19 protein-coding genes are annotated in these 19567 nt (G+C 58.8%); 10 read left to right on the top strand and 9 right to left on the bottom strand.

Features of this window, described 5'->3' with window-relative positions:
* Positions 1-16 precede the first annotated feature (16 nt).
* From BW33_RS09210 to BW33_RS09185, 8 genes are all read right to left on the bottom strand, one after another.
* A complete protein-coding gene (locus tag BW33_RS09210; protein WP_047598504.1) occupies positions 17-1210 on the bottom strand; it encodes a tyrosine-type recombinase/integrase in 1194 nt (397 codons plus the stop codon).
* A 284-nt stretch (positions 1211-1494) separates the two neighbouring features.
* Positions 1495-1962, bottom strand: a complete 468-nt coding sequence (locus BW33_RS09205; protein ID WP_047598502.1) for a hypothetical protein — start codon at positions 1960-1962, stop codon at positions 1495-1497.
* Positions 1959-2339, bottom strand: a complete 381-nt coding sequence (locus BW33_RS09200; protein ID WP_047598501.1) for a pyocin activator PrtN family protein — start codon at positions 2337-2339, stop codon at positions 1959-1961. The genes BW33_RS09205 and BW33_RS09200 overlap by 4 nt, the downstream gene beginning before the upstream one ends.
* Entirely contained in the window at positions 2332-2511 is a 180-nt protein-coding gene (locus BW33_RS28390) for a hypothetical protein (protein ID WP_122707920.1), read from the bottom strand. Before BW33_RS28390 ends, BW33_RS09200 begins: the two co-directional genes overlap by 8 nt.
* Positions 2498-2779 carry a phage antirepressor KilAC domain-containing protein gene (locus tag BW33_RS09195; protein ID WP_047598500.1) on the bottom strand — a complete coding sequence of 94 codons (282 nt, stop codon included), beginning with the start codon at positions 2777-2779 and terminating at the stop codon, positions 2498-2500. Before BW33_RS09195 ends, BW33_RS28390 begins: the two co-directional genes overlap by 14 nt.
* Positions 2780-2788: 9 nt before the next feature.
* Positions 2789-3379: a hypothetical protein gene (locus BW33_RS09190; protein ID WP_047598499.1), complete on the bottom strand. Its 591-nt coding sequence runs from the start codon at positions 3377-3379 to the stop codon at positions 2789-2791.
* Positions 3376-3555 (bottom strand): hypothetical protein, encoded by a 180-nt coding sequence (locus tag BW33_RS28385; RefSeq protein ID WP_081794195.1) that lies wholly within the window; start codon positions 3553-3555, stop codon positions 3376-3378. Before BW33_RS28385 ends, BW33_RS09190 begins: the two co-directional genes overlap by 4 nt.
* A gap of 78 nt (positions 3556-3633) precedes the next feature.
* Complete coding sequence (locus BW33_RS09185; protein ID WP_047598497.1) at positions 3634-4416, bottom strand: S24 family peptidase; 783 nt, start codon at positions 4414-4416, stop codon at positions 3634-3636.
* Between the two features lie 661 nt (positions 4417-5077).
* On the opposite strand from BW33_RS09185, the gene BW33_RS09180 reads away from it, so the two are divergent.
* The 5 genes from BW33_RS09180 to BW33_RS09160 all read left to right on the top strand — a co-directional run bounded on the left by BW33_RS09180 (position 5078) and on the right by BW33_RS09160 (position 9246).
* Entirely contained in the window at positions 5078-5596 is a 519-nt protein-coding gene (locus BW33_RS09180; protein WP_047598496.1) for a phage regulatory CII family protein, read from the top strand.
* On the top strand, positions 5589-5813 hold the full coding sequence (locus tag BW33_RS09175; protein WP_008080171.1) for a TraR/DksA family transcriptional regulator: 225 nt from the start codon (positions 5589-5591) through the stop codon (positions 5811-5813). The genes BW33_RS09180 and BW33_RS09175 overlap by 8 nt, the downstream gene beginning before the upstream one ends.
* Positions 5803-8022 (top strand): VapE domain-containing protein, encoded by a 2220-nt coding sequence (locus BW33_RS09170; protein ID WP_047598494.1) that lies wholly within the window; start codon positions 5803-5805, stop codon positions 8020-8022. The genes BW33_RS09175 and BW33_RS09170 overlap by 11 nt, the downstream gene beginning before the upstream one ends.
* Complete coding sequence (locus tag BW33_RS09165; RefSeq protein WP_047598492.1) at positions 8015-8374, top strand: PA0613 family protein; 360 nt, start codon at positions 8015-8017, stop codon at positions 8372-8374. The genes BW33_RS09170 and BW33_RS09165 overlap by 8 nt, the downstream gene beginning before the upstream one ends.
* 539 nt (positions 8375-8913) lie before the next feature.
* Positions 8914-9246, top strand: a complete 333-nt coding sequence (locus BW33_RS09160) for a phage holin family protein (RefSeq protein ID WP_047598490.1) — start codon at positions 8914-8916, stop codon at positions 9244-9246.
* 137 nt (positions 9247-9383) lie between these two features.
* On the opposite strand, the gene BW33_RS09155 is transcribed toward BW33_RS09160, so the two are convergent.
* Positions 9384-9584 carry a KTSC domain-containing protein gene (locus BW33_RS09155; RefSeq protein WP_047598489.1) on the bottom strand — a complete coding sequence of 67 codons (201 nt, stop codon included), beginning with the start codon at positions 9582-9584 and terminating at the stop codon, positions 9384-9386.
* A 221-nt stretch (positions 9585-9805) separates the two neighbouring features.
* Between BW33_RS09155 and BW33_RS09150 the strand changes: the two genes are divergently transcribed.
* The 5 genes from BW33_RS09150 to BW33_RS09130 all read left to right on the top strand — a co-directional run bounded on the left by BW33_RS09150 (position 9806) and on the right by BW33_RS09130 (position 19533).
* A complete protein-coding gene (locus BW33_RS09150) occupies positions 9806-10408 on the top strand; it encodes a hypothetical protein (protein WP_047598487.1) in 603 nt (200 codons plus the stop codon).
* Between the two features lie 427 nt (positions 10409-10835).
* Positions 10836-11351, top strand: coding sequence for an Hcp family type VI secretion system effector (locus tag BW33_RS09145; protein WP_007949952.1), 516 nt, complete (start codon positions 10836-10838; stop codon positions 11349-11351).
* 126 nt (positions 11352-11477) lie between these two features.
* Positions 11478-14384, top strand: a complete 2907-nt coding sequence (locus BW33_RS09140) for a type VI secretion system Vgr family protein (RefSeq protein ID WP_047598483.1) — start codon at positions 11478-11480, stop codon at positions 14382-14384.
* Positions 14381-19075: an RHS repeat-associated core domain-containing protein gene (locus BW33_RS09135; RefSeq protein WP_052032698.1), complete on the top strand. Its 4695-nt coding sequence runs from the start codon at positions 14381-14383 to the stop codon at positions 19073-19075. The genes BW33_RS09140 and BW33_RS09135 overlap by 4 nt, the downstream gene beginning before the upstream one ends.
* Complete coding sequence (locus BW33_RS09130) at positions 19072-19533, top strand: hypothetical protein (RefSeq protein ID WP_047598481.1); 462 nt, start codon at positions 19072-19074, stop codon at positions 19531-19533. The genes BW33_RS09135 and BW33_RS09130 overlap by 4 nt, the downstream gene beginning before the upstream one ends.
* Positions 19534-19567 lie beyond the last annotated feature (34 nt).

The raw sequence follows: 19567 nt of genomic DNA, 5'->3' as shown, positions 1-19567 counted from the left end.
CTTACCTATCAATGGGTTAGAGCTGGTCTTTTTTGCCTGATACCGATTTGATACCAATCTGGAGCTTTTCCAGCTCCCCCCAGTCTGAGCTTGAGTTGAGCCAACGCGCATACGTCGTCAGCAACATTTGGACGCTGTGGCCAAGCTGCTGAGCGATGAATGCGGGGTTCATGTTGGACATTAAGCATATTGTCGCATAAGTATGACGGCAGTTGTACGGCGGCCGATGAGGCAGCGCTAAAGCCTTCAGCGCTGGCCTCCACTGTTTGTGCAGGTCCGACGTCTGTTTGATGTACTCGCTGTTCTTCGAAGGCGGGAACACGTAAGGCGTTGTTTTGATCTTGCCGATGCCGTTTGCACGACGCTCTGCGTATTGACGGGCGAACTCGAGCGCGTGCAGCGCTCGTTCATTTAGCAGAACAAAGCGGTCCTTGTTGGTCTTGGTTCGCTCCTCGACGAGGCCAAGCGCTACGGTGCGGCAGACATGTACCTGGCGTTTCACCAGGTCGACAGCATCCCAGCGCAACGCCGCGATCTCCGACAGCCGAAGCCCCGTGAAGAATGCGAACTCAAAGAATGCGGCATAGATACCGCTGGGCCAGTGCGTTGTCTGGTACAAGTGGGCAATGATGCGGTTCGCTTCATCCAAGGAGAACGGGCTGATCTCCTTTCGCGATCGCTTGGGTCGGTCTATCGTCGCGGCCGGGTTCTTCTTGATCAATTCTTCAGCTACTGCTGCTTCCAGAATCGTCGACAGTTTGACCAGGGCGTTACGCCGAACACCTGGCGATGTCCACTCCGTGGCCGCAATGATGCGGCGAAGGAGTGTGGTGGTGATTTGATCTATGCGAATCAGTGCCAGTGGCGGAATCCAGTACAGATTCAGTGCACCTTTGTAGTTGTTGCGCGTGCCGGTTGTGATGACTCGACCATCAAGCCAAAGCTGTGCGTATTCGTGAAAGGTTGGAATGCTGTTCAGCAGAACGGCTGAGCCGGGGAACAGCTCGGCGTACTTGGTATCATCCAAAAGACCGAGCTTGATCAGGCTTTTTACTTGATCGCGTAGTTGGGATGCAGCTTTAATGCCTTTCTGCGTCGCGGGGTAGGGGAGCGTTTCGCATCTGCGGACCCCGTTCCAAGTAAAACGAATCCTGAGGGATTTGCGGAAGAGTTCCACTCCACTGGGCAAATCCATTGTGCTTCTTGCCATTCCTCGTACCTTCTTTTGCTATACATAATGCGATGTCCCTGCTTGTTCCAGACCCCTTCGGGTATCTGTTTGCGTGCGCGGCGCGTCGCAAGAGCCCTAGACGAAATGCCTAGGAAATGGGCCATAACTTCCTCCGACACCTTATCTACGTCAGGGTGAGGTACGGATTCCAAACTGCTATTAGTCATTTCCTTAACCCTCCCTTCGATGTGAGTTAGGTGCTTCTTCCAATGAGCCCGGGGCCGGACGTTCCGTCCGTTGTGTCTGAGGGAAAAGTAACCACATCACGTAGCCTCCACAGTAAATTGGTTGGCGGTGCCAAGTGGTTGTCTTACTAAGCTGCCCTGGATTCCTGTTTGCAGCTGCGCAGCCATTGCAAGCGCCTGTTCGCGCAGCGATCGGGCATCACGCTCGAGCTTCTTGCCGGTACGAAAGGCGCTGAAGGTCTCGGCGGCGATCCGCAGCAGCTCGCCGATATCGACCAGCGTCTGGTGCTCGGCCGGGCCGAAGAGCGGACCTGCTTCAAATCGTTTGCAGGTGTGTGCCAAGCGCGTGTGATCGGCTCGGATGAACTGCAGGGAGGCCTGGAGCTCGCGGATGGTTTTGGCGCTTGCGGCGCGCTGGATGTCTTCACCCTCGCGCTGGCCGGTCTCCAGGCCATCGCTGCGGCCCATGATGTAACCGCCCCAGAGCAGCAGGGCGGCCAAAGCTATCAGGATGATCAGTGCACCGATTTGTATTGGGGTCATCATGTGGTGTGCTCCCGGGATTGTCGTTGGCTGGTGGTGACAGCCGTCAGTGGTGTGGGGGCCGCTTGGCGTTGGCCGTCCTGCTGTCGCTGCATGTCTTCATCAGCCTTGTAGGCGCGGATGTCGATCAGTGAGGCAACATGGCGTATGTGCGCGTACTTCAGGGCCTTGCGGCTGGTGTCCAGCGTGGTGATCGGGAGCTGGATCCGGCCGCTGTTGATCTCCGTCACGAACGATTGCTCGTTGAGATTGCGAAAGTACTGCTCGCGGACTTTTTCCAGCGGGATCAGGACATCACCGAAGATGCGATACAGCAGTTCAACGGTGGCCGATTCGGGCGCCGGATGCAGGCGAAGCGGATTCTGTGCAGCGTTACTCATGGCCTTGTCGAGCCTCCTTGCGTTGTTGTCGTGCCGGGTGGTTCCAGGCGTTCAGGCAGTGGCGTCTGGTCAGCTCGCGCAGATGTTCGGGCACTTCGAGGAGCGCGGCGTTGCGCTCCTCGCGTGTGCGCATGGCAACGATCTGGCGGGCGTACTCCCTAGGCCACGTCACGGCGATCTGCCGGGATGGCAGGAAGGTCGATGTCCAACTGCTCGGCCAGCCAGCGGATACCGGCCTGCTTCACCCGAGTCGACTGGCTGTACTGCATTCCGTGTTTCTCGTCATACCAGGGACTGTCCTTGACTCGCAGGTACGCTTTGTCGCGCTTCGGGGCCGCCGGCAGGTTTCTCTTGAGCAAACCTTTTTCTCGCATGAGAGCGATCAGTTTGGGGCGAGTGAGGCCGAGTTGAGCGGCTGCTTGGGCGAGGGTGCGTTCCATAACGTCCTCCTATGCTGCGTGCGCAGCTGGAGTGGCCGCTGCAGCAAGGTGGTTGATGGACTCAATGACCTTTGCGTAGATCTCGGCATCGGAGTCGTACAAGGTGAAGCAGCGCGTATGCGGGCTCTTGTTGCCGATGCTCAAGATAGCGGTGACGCCGCGGCGCGAATGGGTGCGATGCAGCGCCACATGCAGGGGAAGTTGAAAACCCATGTCGAGGCTAAGCACGCCGCCGGTGTGCACCAGTTCGAACACGCGCTGCTTGTCCTGGACATCAAAACGGCCGTATTGACGATCGGCATGCGGGCGATGCACCAGGTCGCTGGAGTTGCTCGCGTCGAACGGACCGTTGGCAATCTCTTCGATGAAGTCGGCGAGTTTGAGGTGCATCTTCTTGTCGTTCTGCAGGGTCAGCGTGTGGCGTTCGCTACCGAGTTCGACGACAAAAGTGCTTTCCACTGTGCCGCGCTCAGCCTTGAGGCGAAACGCCAGGCATTCACGTTTCGGTGCTGTTCGCAGGACGTGGTTGAAGGTTTCGGTCAGGTTGACCTGGGCGTTGAGCAACTGCAGGGTGCGGTTGTCGATCTTGTACTTGATCATGCCGCATGCCCTCCACCGTTCGGATCGATAGGAGAGGGCTGGCAGGACTTGGCAACAAGCTTGGGTTTGCTGTTATGAATGACGACCAGACAGCCCGTGGCGAGCTGCAGCTGTTCGATCAGTTTGCGATTGCTGACGCATGCCGGATGGACATGTAGGGATGCGGTGGCGCGCATGGTGATGCCTCACTGTGGCTGGAGAGTGAGGCAAGTAAACAATCTGTTTGGTTTTTGGTCAACACATTTTGTTTGGTGTCAGATCAGAGATGGGCCTTTCAATGGACGTATTGATGACCACCAAAATATGCGGCCAAGAATTACCACCCGCTGAGCCATGATCTGATCGAAGTCATAGTCTTCGTCAGCGTATTCCTGTGAATTGAAGCTCCTCATCTTGATGCCGTTGGCAGTACGTTGAAGAAATTTAATCCGAAAATGCCCGTCGTGGTCGATTGCGTACATTTCGCCGTCAACGATTCGTGTCATTCCCGTATCAATGCCGACTGTCGCTCCCGAAAGAATCAGTGGGTGATTACTGTTCCCGCTGTTGGTGGCAAATACAGCGTTTGAGGGATCTACTCCGCAAGTCCTCATCGTAGCTCGTGAAAAACGAAGCTTCGGCCCAGCGATCTCCTGCACCTCTGTACGCGCAACCTTTCCAGGTCCAGAGGATAATTCCACTTCCTTGTACAACCTTAGCTCCACCTCGTCATTGTCTATTGGTGTTTCTGAATCCCAAGGAGCCATTGGCTCCAGCACGTAAAGCGGCGAATCGTTAGCAGCCGGGCGTAATGGGTTTCGCTCAGTGCTCTTGGTCCGCATTGGTACATCCTTCCCTTCTAGCCACTCGCGCTCCACGACAAGTGTCAGCGCAACTTCGCCGACCATATAAGCGGGGACGCCCCTAGCTTTCCAGTTCGTGATGTTCTGGTCGTTCTCGAGATCGAGAATTCGAGCGAGCTGGGCCCCCGTCAATCCGGAGTTTTCGAGCGCTTCACGGAAGCGTTGGCCTTTGAGGTTTTGCGTTTGTTTACTCATAAACAGAATGTTACAGCGCTTGCATTCAGATGATAACAAACGTATTGTTTGGTCTTGCCGCTCAAAATGTTTGGTATGGATGACGTCATGAGTACACCTGCTCAGATATTCGATTTAGTACTGCAGGTTGCTGAGGCCTCCGGCAAAAGCCCTTCCCAGCTTTCGCGAGAGTGCAAAATCAGCCCTCAGAGATTCTTCAATTGGCGTCGGCGAGGTATTCCAGTCGCACAGGTTCGACATCTATCGAAAGCACTTTCTGGAGCGCTGCTACCTCATCAGCTTAGGCCGGATTTACCCGAGATATTCCCAGCCGAATCCGACGCTGAAATACAAGCTGCATAGAAAAAAGGCGACCCTAGGGTCGCCCAGTTTCTCCCGACAGCATCACCACAACGCAGTCGGGTCGCGATGTCGGAAGGCGAGCACACCACATGCCGCCGACTTTCACCGCGTTTCCAAGGCTCGGAAGCCTTGGCGTTGCTGCCGTTCTTACCACAGAGCTGGCAGCTGTTGCGCCAGGGGGGAACAACGGATTGTTCGCCCCGGCACGGTGCCGGTGTTGGTCTTACGAACCTAGCCGGCTTTGGGCCTCTCCAGACCACGCGGCAAATGTATCACCAACTTCTGTCGCGCGGCACTGGCAACTTTTAGGATTAATGCCATGAGCCGTATCGCTCTCAGTTCTCTGGAACGGGCGCAGCGGGAAATCCTGCCGCTCGATTTAGCGCTGTACCACGCCGCTCGCGATTACCCGGGCGGCGCTGCTGCCATCGCTGCCACGACCGGTCGTAACCCGACCACGCTGCAACACAAACTGTCGCCGACCCACCCGAGCCACTCCATCAACATTCAGGAATTCGGCGAGATCCTCGAACTGACCAAGGATCGCCGCATTCTCGATGCGGTGCATGCGCTGGTCGGTGACACGATCTGGCAGGAGCTGGCCGACACCTACACCAACGACATGCCCGAGACCCTGACCTCGGGTATCGCTGAATACTTCCGCCAGGTCGCGGATCTCGCCGAGACCTGGGCCAAGAGCATCGGCGACGGTGTCGTCACCGATCAGGAACTCGCGGCTATTCGTCTGCAGGTGTTCCGGGGCATTCAGGGGCTGCTGGGTTTGTTCAACCGCGCCACCTACGTCAACCAGACGACGCGAGGTGCTGACCGTGGCTGACATCGCCGATTTCGCCAACGATCTGGTGCAGGAACGTATCGATCAGGCCATGGCCGCGCGCAGCGCTGCCAAGGCCGAAAGCGCTGCCCATTCCTTGCTGTTCTGCGAAGCCTGTGACGATCCGATCCCGGAAGCCCGTCGTCTGGCCCAGCCGGGTTGCTCGCAATGCATCAGCTGCCAGTCCCTCTCTGAGCGGGGGATTCAGCATGCTCGATGAGGTATTGGGCCAATTCGCCGATTACGGTCTGGAGCCAGCGCAACCACTGGTGTTCGGCAAGCTGACCCGCTGCAAGACATCGCAGGACAAGGGCAAGGAAAAGAACGGCTGGTACGTGGTCCACGAGCAGCGCACGGAGAAGGGCGACACGCTGATCTTCGGCGCTTTCGGTGACTGGCGTTCGGGCGAGACGCAGAAGATCAAGGTCAAGGCCGGCCGCATGTCGCCGGAAGAACGCGAAGTGATGCGCGCCCGTCAGGAAGAAGCCAAGCGCCGCGCCGCCGAAATCGCGAACAACGCTGCGCGGCGGGCCGCGAAAAGGGCGCAGGGTTTGTTCGAGCGCATGCCGACCACCGGGCGCAGCGATTACCTGGACCGCAAACAGATCGTTGGCATCAATGTGCGTTACGCGCCGCGCACCGGTGCCGTGCTGGTCCCAATGAAGAACGCCCGTGATCAGATCATGGGCCTGCAGGTGATCTTCCCGAACAAACAGGAAGACACCGGCCGCGACAAATCTTACTGGCCTTACGGGATGGCAAAGGAGGGCACCTTTCACCTGCTCGGCCCGCATCCGGTGCCGGGCGAACCGGTGCTGGTTTGTGAGGGTTACGCTACCGGCGCCAGCCTGCACATGGCGACGTCGCTCGCCGTGGCCGTGGCCTTCGATGCGGGCAACCTGTTGGCCGTGTGCAAGGTCATGCGCGAGCGCTTTGCCGGCTGCCCGCTGATCATCTGCCGCGACGACGACTGGAAAACCACCAAGCCCAACGGCGATGCCTGGAACCCCGGCGAAGAGAAGGCGAGCAATGCCGCGCTGATCGTTGGTGCCCAGGTCGTTGCACCGATCTTCGCGCTCGAGCGTCACGACAAGTGGACCGACTTCAACGACCTGCACGTCGCTGAGGGTTTGGACGCGGTGCGTCGACAAGTGCTCGCGGTGGTCCGTCCGCCGGCGGCCGGAGGCTGGAAAGATCAACTGGCCCGCAGCGAGAGCGGCGCCCTGATCGCGCACATGCAGAACGTCGAACTGATCCTCGCTCACGACGAACGCTGGGCCGGGGTGATCAGCTACTGCGCTTTCAGCTCGAAGATCGTCAAGCTGCGTGCGGCGCCTTATGGCGGTGGCACCGGGGAGTGGGCCGACATCGACGACGTGCGCGTCATGAAGTGGCTCGCACAGCAGTACAACCTGCGTGTGAAATCCTCGCACGTGATCGAAGCGGTCAGCGTCGTGGCCCACGACCACGCGTTTCATCCGGTGCGTGAGTACCTGAAAAAACTCGAATGGGATCGTGTGCCGCGCCTGGAGCGTTGGCTGACGGATGTCATGGGGGTGAAGGCAACGGATTACACCTCCAAGGTCGGCAAGCGCTGGATGATCTCCGCCGTGGCGCGGGTGATGAAGCCGGGCTGCAAGGCCGACTCGGTGATGATCCTCGAAGGCGTACAAGGCGCCGGTAAGTCGACCGCGATGAGCGTGCTCGGCGGTGAGTGGTTTATGGATACGCCTTTCGCCCTCGGTGACAAGGACGGCTTTCAGGCGATTCGCGGCAAGTGGATTGTCGAGCTCGGCGAGCTGGACAGCTTCAACAAGGCCGAGAGCACCAAGGCCAAGCAGTTCTTTTCGGCGTCCACCGACACCTACCGCGAAAGCTATGGCCGCAGAACGCTGGACGTGCCACGCCAGTGTGTCTTCGTCGGTACTACCAACCAGGACGAGTACCTTAAGGACGCCACCGGCAACCGTCGCTATTGGCCGGTGGCCTGTACCAAGGTCGATGTGGCGTTGCTGCGCGAGATCCGCGACCAGCTGTGGGCCGAAGCAATGTTCTGTTTTGAGGCCGGCGATCTCTGGTGGGTAACGCGAGAGGAAGCGCCGATGTTCAGCGAGGAGCAGGACGAACGCTTCGTCGTGGACGAATGGGAAACGCCGATCCTGACCTGGCTCGAAGAGTCGCAGATCGGCGAGACCACCACCGGCAGTGAGGTGATGAGTCAGGCGCTCAAGCTCGATCCCGGTCATTGGGGCAAACCCGAGCAGATGCGTGTGGGCGCGATTCTGCATCGACTGGGCTGGCGACGGTTCCGTCTGGGTGCCTTGAGCAAGAGCGGCCAGCGGCCTTGGGCGTACAAGAAACCTGAGGGTTGGGGCAGGGCACCTGCGCTGGAGCAACCTCAGTTCGAGGAGCCGTGCTTCGATGATTAAAGCGATCGACATGGCCCTCAAGCAATGGGCGCAGGAGCTGCACAGCGACGAGGTCGCCGCCGGTTATTCGGGCGGCAACATGGTCGCGATGATGATGGAGAGCGGTGGCCAGCTCGTGCGCGGCAGACGCGGGAGCAAGGTGCCGCTGGAAGCCTCGCTGGACATCGAGCGCATCGTCAAGAAACGCCTTGATCCCGAGTTGATGACGGTGGTCCGGGTGCATTACTTTCAGCCTGATGCGCCGTTGGCGGCACGTCTGGCCGAGAGTGGCTGCACACGCAACCTCTACTACCAGCGCCTGCATGACGCTCACATCGTGGTCGAGCACTTCCTCCTGGGGGAAGCGGCTTGATCGTGGGTATCCCTCTGGCTCACGCCGTCCCACCGGCCCGCCTCCGTCCCACTGCTTTTTGCAGTGGTGGGACGGGCGCAGGCCCCGTCGTTGTTGGGCTGTCCCACCGTCCCACCTTTTTCATGCCTCCCGCCCGTGTGTGCGTAGCGGGTACAGGTACGCGCGTTTACGCGCACGCGTGCTTTTTAAATTTCTCTCTATACACGAGAAAAGAGAAAGAAAAGTAGGACGGTGGGGCAAAGCCCCAATCTGCGGGGCTTTCAGACGTCCCACCTTGTTTTACAGAGGTGGGACACATGGGACGCCGCCGAAACACCAGAAGCAGAAGCCAGCCGGGTTGAGATATTCACCGACATTCGCCAGCCGTTCACCGGGCGTCACCCACACATTCACCGGAGGGCATTAAAACGGTCTTGCTGCCACCAGAATCGACCTGTAAAAAGGGGCCATCTTCGATGGGTGCGACCGCCAAGCGCGGCAGGCCACCCACTACCTGACCCGGCCATAGCGCCGGGTCTTTTTGTTTAAGGGGCAGGGCAATGACGAACGAGCAACAGGCGCTGGCAGAGATGCCGATCTGGTTGGTGATTGCCCTGTCATTGGTGGGCGGTGTATCCGGCGAGATGTGGCGCGCTGACAAGGACGGAGCACGAGGTTGGGCGTTACTGCGCCGCCTAGCACTTCGCTCCGGTGCCTGCATCGTCTGCGGCGTGTCGGCGATGATGTTGCTGTTCGGTGCGGGCCTGTCGATCTGGACGGCGGGCGCCCTGGGATGCCTGACCGCGATGGCCGGCGCCGATGTCGCCATCGGCTTGTACGAACGCTGGGTCGCCAAGCGGTTGGACCTGAACGAGGCCGAGCCGAAGGCATGAGCCGAGGAGGCCGGACGGGGCGAAAATTTCACGGGTCCTCCCTGAGGGCCGCCCCCTACACGGGTTATCGAACTCGCGGAATCTCTCTAGCTGAAACCTTCGCAGGGATGTCCGTCTTTCCAAGTGGAGTACGGGCCTCAGCACTGATAACGATCACGGATGTGCTGGTTGTAATAGGCGCCTTTGGACACCGCGGCCATCAAGCCATTGTGTATGGCCGATGGGACGCCGCAGAAATCGTAAGGGTGACCCTGTTCAAAGCGGATCCTCATTCGTCTCGTTGCTGGGTCATAGCCAACGGCGGTCATCGCACTGGAACGCACGGCAATCATGTCCATGACATCTCTCCCTATGACGGATCGTCCACTGATGCTAGTCGAGCGAGGCGGATCTGCAGCCCAGGCCACCGAAAAGTCGCCGGGGACCCTGAGGACTTTCAAAGGACACGGGGTCGGAAACCCGCGGGATCGTGTTAGTGGGAGGCCCGCCAGCTTACTGAAATTTCAATCCACTGAAATCTTGAAAGGATTCATTGAAAAGCCGCTGAAAAGGAGGGCTTATGAGCACAGCTACGTACCTGACAAAGAGCGCCTTCGCTGCGCACATCGGCCGATCACCGAGCTATATCACCTGGCTGAAAGAGAATGGCCGGCTGGTTCTGTCACCCAACGGCAAGCAGGTCGACGTGCTGGCCACTGAAGCGTTGATCCGCGAAACCGCCGACCCAAGCAAGGCTGCCGTCGCTGCTCGCCACCAACAGGACCGGCTTCAGCGTGATGTGTACAGTCACGTCGCAGACAAATCCGAGCCGACTAACATGGCTGCGCCGCCGCCCGTTGACCCTGCTCAGGGGCAGACTCCGGACTTTCAGAAAGCACGAGCGCATCGAGAGCATTACCTGGCGCGGATGGCTGAGATGGAGTTTCGCAAGGCGCAGGGTGAACTGGTCGAGATCAGCTTCGTGCAGAAGGCTGCCTATGAGACGGCACGTTCGCTCAACCAATCGCTGATGAGCTTGTCGCCTCAATTGGCGCCGCATTTGGCTGCGCTGTCGGATCCATGGGAAGTGGAACGACAGCTGACCGCTGCACTACGTCAACGGCTCAACGAAGCGGCTCAAGTGTCCAGCGACGATTTTGGCGTCGTATTGAGCGAGTGCTGAGAATTGCCTGGCTTAGGAGTTGTTATGGTTTGTGGAAAGTCGTACTTCTGATATTTGGCCGCCTTGAAGTGCAGTCATGACCTGGCACCATCACAATTTCAGCCGGTGATGTGTTGGGGCGGCCTTTTTTGAAAGTGCGCAACTTCTTGCGCACTTGTTCCGGATATTCCGCATCGATAAATCGCTGCAGCCCAAGTACGTCGTGGTCTCTAGCCAAGTGCGCAACTTCTTGCACACCACTGCGCAACTTCTTGCGCACCTCTCAATGAATTCATACTGAGTTCTCACTGAATCTGCGAAGAAACTCTTCTCTGACCCCCGATTTACAAGGCTCTAAAAAAGTTGGCATGTTATTTGATGGCAGATGGCCGCCTCTTAGGTGATTTCACCTATGACGCACCCACTGATCCAGCAAGGAGAGCATCCCATGGCAACACCCGCGTACATGTCGGTTACCGGCGAAAAACAAGGCCTGATCACTGCAGGCGCTTTCACCGCTGACTCCGTAGGCAACACCTACCAGGAAGGCCACGAAGACCAGGTTATGGTTCAGGCTTTCACCCACGACGTGATCATCCCGCGTGACCCACAATCCGGTCAGCCAACCGGTCAGCGCGTGCACAAGCCAGTGGTCATCACCAAGGTCTACGACAAGGCTTCGCCTCTGCTGCAAGCGGCGCTGACTTCCGGCGAGCGCATGAGCGAAATCGTTATCCAGTGGTACCGCACTTCGGCGCAAGGCACCCAAGAGCACTACTACACCACTAAACTGGAAGACGCGATCATCGTCGCCATCAACAACAAAATGCACAACTGCCAAGACCCAGGCAACGCGCACTTCACCCACCTGGAAGAAGTGCAGTTCACCTACCGCAAAATCACCTGGACCCACGAAGTCTCCGGTACTTCGGGTTCCGATGACTGGCGTGCTCCAGTCGTTTAATCGCGGCTGATAGTGATACCGACTCGACCAGTCTGACTGGTCGAGTTCACTGTTCGATCAAGGAATTCTTCGCCTCAGGCTCTTGCACCCTGAGGCGCGTTGCAGCACTGCGCGAGGGACAAGGGAATGTTCTCACCGGCCAACCAGCCTCATTTCAACCTGACCGTCGATGGCATCGACAGCGACTTCCAGGTGCTGTCGTTCACCGGTCGTGAGGCCCTCAACACGCCGTTCGAATTCGAGCTGGAACTGGTCAGCGAAAAGGCCTCGATCAACCTCGAAAGCGTGCTGCACAAACTGGCGTTTCTTCAGCTGTCGCCCAGCGGCAGCGGGATCCACGGGTTGGTCTACAGCATCGCCCAGGGCGAGGCGGGCAAGCGCCTGACGCGCTACAAGATCTCCCTGCGCCCACAACTGGCGTACCTCGCGCACCGGGTCAATCAGCGCATTTTCCAGCAGATGACCGTGCAGCAGATCATCAGCCAGGTGCTGGAAGAACACGGCATCCTTGCCAGCGATTACCACTTCCAACTCAGCGCGATTTACCCCGAACGCATCTACTGCGTGCAGTACGACGAGTCGGACCTGGATTTCATCCAGCGGCTGTGCGAGGAAGAAGGTATTCACTACCACTTCCAGCACACGTCCAGCGGCCACAAGCTGACATTCGGTGATGACCAGACGGTGTTCCCGAAATTGGCGCCGGTGGCCTATCAGCAGGACTCCGGACTGGTCGCCGACAAACCGGTGGTCAAGCGCTTCGGCCTGCGTTTGGCCACCCGCACCAGCCGCACCACGCGGCGCGATTACGACTTCGTCAAACCGAAGATCGAGCTGGAAAGCGATGCCAAAAGCAGCGCGCAACCGGACCTCGAAGACTACGATTACCCGGGCCGTTTCGTCGATCGCGAGCGTGGCAAGCATCTGGCCAATCGCGCACTGGAACGTCATCGCAGCGACTACCGTCTGGCCGAGGGCAACAGCGATCAGCCGATTCTGGTCAGCGGGCATTTCCTCGCCCTGACCGACCACGCCAATCCGACCTGGAATGACTTGTGGCTGCTCACCGAAATTTTCCACGAGGGCAAACAGCCGCAGGTGCTGGAAGAGTCGGTGACCAGCGACACCACCGACCTCAAGGACGATTTCCACCAGGGCTACCGCAACCGCTTCAGCGCGATTCCGTGGGACGTGCCGTACCGTCCGCCGCTCGATCACCCGAAACCGAAAGTCCTCGGCACGCAGAGCGCGGTGGTCTGCGGCCCTGAAGGTGAAGAGATCTACTGCGACCAATACGGCCGGGTGAAGGTGCAGTTCTTCTGGGACCGCGAAGGCAAGCACGACGACATGACCAGTTGCTGGATGCGCGTCGCATCGAGCTGGGCGGCCGAGACCTTTGGCTCGATCAATATTCCACGGGTCGGCATGGAGGTGTTGATCACCTTTCTGGAGGGCGATCCTGATCAGCCGCTGATCACCGGTTGCCTGTACCACGGCGCCAATCTGCCGCCGTACAAGCTGCCGGACTTCAAGACCCTGGCCACGGTCAAGAGCAAGGAATACAAGGGCAGTCGCGCCAACGAATTACGCATCGACGACACCACCAGCGAGATCAGCATTGCGCTGCGCAGCGACCACGGTGCGAGTGCGATTAACCTCGGTTATCTGACCCATCCGCGCCCTAGCGGTGGTCAGCCGCGCGGTGAAGGTTTTGAGTTACGCACCGACCGCCACGGCGCAGTGCGTGCCGCCGCCGGTTTGCTGATCACCACCGAACCGCGTCCGAACGAATCCAAGCACCACAAGGACCTGCCGGAAACTGCCGAACGCCTCGCCACTGCCAGCGATCAGCAAGACGGTTTTGCCGTTCAAGCCAAAGAGTTGCAAGCCCAAGAGGCGGGCGACCAGGACGACGTGGCCAAAGCGCTGCACGCCCAGCATCAAGGCGTGCTCGGCTCAGGTCCGGCGAACCTCACCGCCAATGAATTCCCCGAATTCACCGAACCGCATCTGGTATTGGCGAGTCCCGCCGGCATTGCCCTGACCACGCCGCGTTCCAGCCACATCGCCACCGGCGAACACCTGGCGCTGAGCAGCACCGGCCACACCAGCCTGTCGATCGGCAAACGCCTGCTGGCCAGCGCCAGTCGGGGCATGCGCCTGTTCGTGCAAAGCATGGGTTGGCGGCTGGTCGCAGCGTCCGGCGATATCGACGTGCGTGCGCTGAAGGACAGCATCAACCTGCTGGCCAAGCTCAACATCACCGCCAACGCCGACCGCATCACCATCACCGCGAAAACCGAACTGGTGATCCAGGGCGGCGGCAGCGCCACCACCTACAACGCCGGCGGCATCACCCACGCCACCAGCGGCCCGTACACCGCCCACGCGGCGAACTTCGCCTACACCGGGGCGAAATCCCTGGCGGGCGTGTTCCCGGAACCGCCGAAACCGGGCAAGGGCAGCCTCGAACTGTTCAACCAATACGCCGGGCGTCAGGGCATCAAGGACGGCGATTACGAAGTCATCGATGCCCTCGGCAAAAGCATCAAGGGCAAGCTCGACGGCAAGGGCTTCGCCAGCGTCGCCGGCGCCGCACCGGGCCCGGCGCGCGTGCTGTTCGGCAAGGACCCGGCGGACACCTGGAGCGATGGCAGCTACATCGGCAAACCAGAATGGCCGTTGAATCCGCCGGGTGCGGAAGACATTCCGAGCCAGGTGCAGGCCATGGTCGCGCAGGCGCTGCCGAGCAAGAGCTGGGAGATGTTGGAGAGGGGCAAGGAATTGGCACAGACAGGGATGGGTGCAATGCAGACCGCACAAGGCGCTATGCAAACGGCGCAGCAGGTGAAGGGCGTTGTGCAGGGCGGGGTGGCCGGGCTGCCGAAACTGGCGAGTGCGGCGATGCCGAGTGCGTCGGGGATCCTCGGCGCAGCGAGCAAGGCGGGCAAGTTGCCGAGTCTGCCGGCGCCGTCACTTCCAAAAACTTCCTTGAAAACCCCGGGCCTGCTGGCGGGTGAGATGCTGTCATGACGACTGAAAATGCTGTTGTAAAACGTGAACCTCAGGTTGCCATTGTTCCCCTGAATGCCATCGACATTCAGGACGTCGCCAGCGGTGCGGCGACTTTCGATGCCTGGCTGCAATCGGCCAGTGGCGGCGTGGTCACCCTAGATCGGATCAAGAACGTCGCCGGCGCCTTACCCGTGGTGGGCAACATCATGGCACTGGTCGATGCGCTGGGTGACATCGTCACGTTGTCGAATGCGCAGAAGCGTGATCTGCTCGCCTGGGCCAGTCTGGGCATCAACCTGATCGGTGTTTTGCCGTTGCCACCGGCGATGGCGGCAGCCCGAATGACCCTGCGCCCGACGCTGTTTCTGGTGCGTCAGGAGATGAGGGCCAGCAGCAAGTTGTTGCTCAGCACCTCCGTGATCGAGGTGCTGGTAGGTCACCTGAACGCCTCGATTATCGGCACGCTGGATGATTTTGTTGAACAGGCCAAAGGCAAGCTGCCGGGCATTTTGGCGGACGCTGGCAAGCTGGGCGAAGACGTCGTCAACGAGATTGCCAAAGGCCTCGAGACGGTGGCCAATGGCAAGCTTGATGCCAAGGGCGACCTAAACGCGGCTGGCGCACAAGCGAGTGCGGCGGTCGATCAATTCAAGAATGATCCCCTTGCATCGTTCGGAAACATCTTCGGCGCCGCGTGCAGCGCTTATAAGGCCGCAGGCAAAGGCTTGGCCAACAGTGCGGCCGATCACCTGCTGCCCGATGAGGTGAAGAAGCGGGTTGCCACGGAAACCGCGAAACTGCGGGCGATGGGTCCGGAGCTGCGCACCCAGTTGAGCAAGCTGGACGACGAGTCCGTTCAGAACTCCATCGGTTGGTTGCTGCTGATTCTTTCCAGCGCCGTGACGTTGTGGCGCAAGCGCAATGCCCATGGCCAGAACGCCGCCGTCCATCCGGAGAAGACCGGACAGGCGAAGCGTACGGCATCTGAGGGGCAGTTGGCCGCCCACGGCCAACAGGCACCGGCGAAAGGCGCGCCCAATCCAAAGAAAGGCCCTTGCAAATGTGCCACGGACTTCAGCATCAATTTCGCCTTGGGTTCGGAAAGCCTCAGCCATAGCGATTTCAGCTTGCCCGGCCCATTCCCGATCGAATGGACACGCACTTACAACTCACGCCTCGACGCCTACGATCAGAGCGAACTCGGCGCCCGTTGGATCAGCGAGTTCACTACGCGTTTCGACTGCGTGGACGATGGCCTGACCTTCTACGACGCCGACGGTCGTGACCACAGCTATCCGTTACCCAAAGTCGGCCTGTTTCACTACGACGCCATCGAAAACATCACCTTGGTTCGTGCCAGCGAAGATCAGCTGTTGCTGTGCCGTGGTTTCGAACGCAAGGAAACCTACATCCGCCGTGGCCAGCGTTATGTACTGACCAACATCTCGCTGCGCAACGGCGCCGGAATCATGCTGCATTACGAGCATCGCTACGGCGAACACTCGGTGCTCTCCGACCTGATCACCTATCAGGAAAACGACACCAGCAAAGTCCACCTGCACCTCGGCACGATGATCGACGATCACGGCCGGTTTATCGGCCTCTGGCAGATCGTTGATGGCGAACCGTTTCGACAACTTTGTGCGTACCAATACGACACCTATGGCGACTTGGTTCAAGCGCAGGACGAGAACGGCGCAGTCTGGTCGTATCAGTTCGAGCATCACCTGATCACCCGCTACACCGACCGCACCGGGCGCGGCATGAACCTGCAGTGGGACGGTCCGGGCGCCAAGGCCAAAGCCATTCGCGAATGGGCCGATGACGGCAGCTTCGACTCGCGACTGGAGTGGGACGAAAACATTCGTCTGACCTACGTCACCGATGCCCTCGGCAACGAGACCTGGCACTACTACGACATCCTTGGCTACACCTACCGCATACGTTACGCGGACGAGCGTTCGGAATGGTTCTTCCGCGACGAGGCCAAGAACATCGTACGCCGCGTCAATGCCGATGGCAGCACCGATCGCTACAGCTACGATGAACGTAGCAACCTGCTCGAACACATCCGCGCCGATCACACGGTGATGCATTACGCCTACGATGACCAAGACATGCTGATCAAAATCAGCGACGCCGAGGGCGGTCAGTGGCAACGCGCCTATGACGACCAAGGCAACCTGGTCGAAGCGCTCGATCCGCTGGGCAACAAAACCGAATACGCCTACAACAAATCCGGTCAGCCCACCGCGATCAAGGACGCCAACGGCAACGAAAAGACGTTGGACTACAACGACGCCGGGCAACTGGTCGAGTACGTCGACTGCTCAGGCAAGACCAGCGCCTGGGAATACAACGAACTGGGGCAGATGATCTGCTTCACGGACGCTGCCGGGAACGCCACCGAATTCGAATACAAGGCTGGCCAACTGGTGCTGATCAAGCACCCGGACAAGACTGAAGAACGCTTTGAACGCGACGCCGAAGGCCGGCTGTTGACGCATGTCGACGGTCTTGATCGCTGCACCACCTGGAGCTACAGCGCTGCCGGTTTGATCGCCGAACGTGTCGATGCCGCCGAGCAAACCCTGCGCTATCGCTGGGATCGCCTCGGACGGTTAACCGCCCTGGAAAACGAAAACGAACAACGAGCACACTTCCACTACGACCCGGTCGGACGCCTGTTGGAAGAGCGCGGCTTCGACGGCCGCACCACGCGCTATCAATACGATGCTCAAACGGGTCGCCTTGCCCGATCGATCAATGGCCAACGCATCATCTCGGTGAGCTTCGACCCGATGGGTCGGTTGACCGAGCGTCGCGCCACCCTGGGCGAGCAGTCGCAAAGCGAAACCTTCGCCTACGATAGCAACGGCAACATGGTGCTGGCCGACAATGCCGACAGCCGCCTGCAATGGTTCCACGACCCGGCCGGCAATCTGCTGCGCGAACACCAACATTACCTTGGACTGGAAAAGCCCACCGTCGCGATCTGGCAGCACGAGTACGACGTGCTCAACCAACGTGTCGCCACCGTTCGCCCCGACGGCCACCGCGTCAGTTGGCTCACTTACGGCAGCGGCCACCTGCTGGGCATGCGCCTGGATGAACATGAACTGATCGGCTACGAACGCGACGACCTGCACCGCGAAATCGCCCGCCATCAAGGCAATCACCTGCTGCAAACTCGAAGCTGGGACCCGGCCGGACGCTTGCAGGAGCAACTGCTGGGGCGCAGCGATGACAAAAGCACTCTGCTCAAGCGCGAATACAAATACGACGCTGCCGGCCAACTGACTGACATCAACGACAGTCGTCGCGGCCCGCTCGCGTATCGCTATGATCCGGTCGGTCGACTGCTCAGCGCCACCACCCGCCAAGGCGTGGAAACCTTCGCCTTCGACCCGGCCAGCAACCTGCTGGATGACAAGACTGCCGAAATCCGTCGTCCACTGGATCTGACGCCACCGCGCAGCAAACTGGTCGACAACCTGCTGCGCGAATACGCCGGCACGCATTACGACTACGACGAACGCGGCAACCAGATCCAGTGCTGGCAAAACGGCCAACGCTCCGATATGCGCTGGGACCTGTTTGATCGACTGGTGCATTTTGAGGACCCGCTCCTGAGCGTGGATTTCGCCTACGACGCACTGGGACGCCGCCTGCACAAAAACTCCCGCGCCCACTACAAACAGCGGCCTGAAGCAGGTTCCCTCTGGAACAGAAACGAACACGCCCGCAAGCAGCGCGAACTCGGCTGCGGCTTTACCTTATACGGCTGGGATGGCGACAACCTCGCTTGGGAAAGCAGCCCGGCGCAGAGCGATGGCGAGCCGGGACGCACGGTGCACTATGTTTTCGAGCCGGGCACTTTTGTCCCAGTTGCGCAGGCTGTACGGCATGCGCCGATCAATCTGATTGGGCTACCGGATTACAGCGGTGAATACAGCCTTGATGAAGATCCTGTGTGGAATCACAAGGCAACGGCATTACCGTTTGATGCGTTGGCCTGGTACCAGTGCGATCACTTGGGAACGCCGCAGGAACTGACGGACTCGCACGGCAACATGGCGTGGACCGCGCAGTACAAGGCGTGGGGGCAGGTGACGGAACAGCGTTCAGAATGGGCGCGGCAGCATGGTGTGACGAATCCGATACGGTTCCAGGGGCAGTATCACGATCATGAGACAGGGCTGCATTACAACAGGCATCGGTATTACGACCCAAGCGTTGGGCGGTTTATAAGTAAAGACCCTGCCCGCTGGGCAGGAGGGCTGAATTTTTATGCCTACGCGCCAAATCCTATCCAATGGGTGGATCCACTTGGGTTGGCTCGTGTTAAGGGGATAACGCCGAATAATAAGGGAACCCGCACAACCGTAGAAAGTGACAACCTTCCACAAACTGAGATAGGTTTCAGCAAGCGTGCTCTAGGCAATGGTATCCATCATCCAGTAGTGGCTGAACTTTATGAGGATGTTCATATTGACGATCGTTCTGTCTTTCATGGTGATTGCGGCGAGGCGGACGCCCTTAGCAATATTGCGAAAAAACACAACGTTCAGACAGTCGATGAGTTGAAGGCTCTAACTAAAGGTGGCAGATCAACGACGCACAGGAATGATGGCGTTTTGAAGCCATTTTGTAAGTCATGTAAACAAGTTATGGGTAGGCTAGAAATGGAAGATGGAGCCATACAATGATTGATAGTTTAGAAGTTAAAGAGTTTGATGATCTGGAGGAGCAGTTGCTTGATGCGAATGTTTCTTATAGCGAGATGACGCGTGAGTACGCTAGTTATCTAATGGGTCTTATCCAAAGAGGTGAATTAAAAACTATTGCTGCCAGCAAGTTGGAGAAGTTGGTGCCGTTCCTGAAAGAGGCCATCTTGCGCGAGCGTATCGAAAGTGATGAGGTACTTCGAAAGAAGCTCACTGTCGATCTCTGGAAAATGGAGCAGCAAAGTCGCAAGGAAGATGAAGATTTTGCAAATTTCATCCGAGGTGTGCTCTATTGCTATGGGACAGAGGAGGTTTGGGAAGAGGAGGGGGATGGTCCAACCCCTATCTATCTTTACTTTTTGATCCTGAAAAAAATATTGCCGGGTCTGAGGAAAGATTTTATTAGTAGTTTTAATCGATTCCTTGGAGGGCGCAGCTAAGCCATTCTCTGTTTTTTTTGTCGGGCTCAGATAA

It is taken from the genome of Pseudomonas sp. RIT288 (assembly GCF_000631985.1).
Taxonomy (GTDB): Bacteria; Pseudomonadota; Gammaproteobacteria; order Pseudomonadales; family Pseudomonadaceae; genus Aquipseudomonas.
Note: the sequence above shows the minus strand (reverse complement) of the source record. Positions and strands in the feature narration are given on the sequence as shown.

Excerpts from the sequence above, each read along its gene's own strand:
- BW33_RS09185 (WP_047598497.1), bottom strand. The coding sequence starts at position 4,416 with ATGAGTAAACAAACGCAAAACCTCAAAGGCCAACGCTTCCGTGAAGCG.
- BW33_RS09180 (WP_047598496.1), top strand. The coding sequence starts at position 5,078 with ATGAGCCGTATCGCTCTCAGTTCTCTGGAACGGGCGCAGCGGGAAATC.
- BW33_RS09145 (WP_007949952.1), top strand. The coding sequence starts at position 10,836 with ATGGCAACACCCGCGTACATGTCGGTTACCGGCGAAAAACAAGGCCTG.
- BW33_RS09205 (WP_047598502.1), bottom strand. The coding sequence starts at position 1,962 with ATGATGACCCCAATACAAATCGGTGCACTGATCATCCTGATAGCTTTG.
- BW33_RS09210 (WP_047598504.1), bottom strand. The coding sequence starts at position 1,210 with ATGGCAAGAAGCACAATGGATTTGCCCAGTGGAGTGGAACTCTTCCGC.
- BW33_RS09130 (WP_047598481.1), top strand. The coding sequence starts at position 19,072 with ATGATTGATAGTTTAGAAGTTAAAGAGTTTGATGATCTGGAGGAGCAG.
- BW33_RS28385 (WP_081794195.1), bottom strand. The coding sequence starts at position 3,555 with ATGCGCGCCACCGCATCCCTACATGTCCATCCGGCATGCGTCAGCAAT.
- BW33_RS09140 (WP_047598483.1), top strand. The coding sequence starts at position 11,478 with ATGTTCTCACCGGCCAACCAGCCTCATTTCAACCTGACCGTCGATGGC.
- BW33_RS09160 (WP_047598490.1), top strand. The coding sequence starts at position 8,914 with ATGACGAACGAGCAACAGGCGCTGGCAGAGATGCCGATCTGGTTGGTG.
- BW33_RS09165 (WP_047598492.1), top strand. The coding sequence starts at position 8,015 with ATGATTAAAGCGATCGACATGGCCCTCAAGCAATGGGCGCAGGAGCTG.
- BW33_RS09190 (WP_047598499.1), bottom strand. The coding sequence starts at position 3,379 with ATGATCAAGTACAAGATCGACAACCGCACCCTGCAGTTGCTCAACGCC.
- BW33_RS09170 (WP_047598494.1), top strand. The coding sequence starts at position 5,803 with ATGCTCGATGAGGTATTGGGCCAATTCGCCGATTACGGTCTGGAGCCA.
- BW33_RS09155 (WP_047598489.1), bottom strand. The coding sequence starts at position 9,584 with ATGGACATGATTGCCGTGCGTTCCAGTGCGATGACCGCCGTTGGCTAT.
- BW33_RS09150 (WP_047598487.1), top strand. The coding sequence starts at position 9,806 with ATGAGCACAGCTACGTACCTGACAAAGAGCGCCTTCGCTGCGCACATC.
- BW33_RS09135 (WP_052032698.1), top strand. The coding sequence starts at position 14,381 with ATGACGACTGAAAATGCTGTTGTAAAACGTGAACCTCAGGTTGCCATT.
- BW33_RS09200 (WP_047598501.1), bottom strand. The coding sequence starts at position 2,339 with ATGAGTAACGCTGCACAGAATCCGCTTCGCCTGCATCCGGCGCCCGAA.
- BW33_RS09195 (WP_047598500.1), bottom strand. The coding sequence starts at position 2,779 with ATGGAACGCACCCTCGCCCAAGCAGCCGCTCAACTCGGCCTCACTCGC.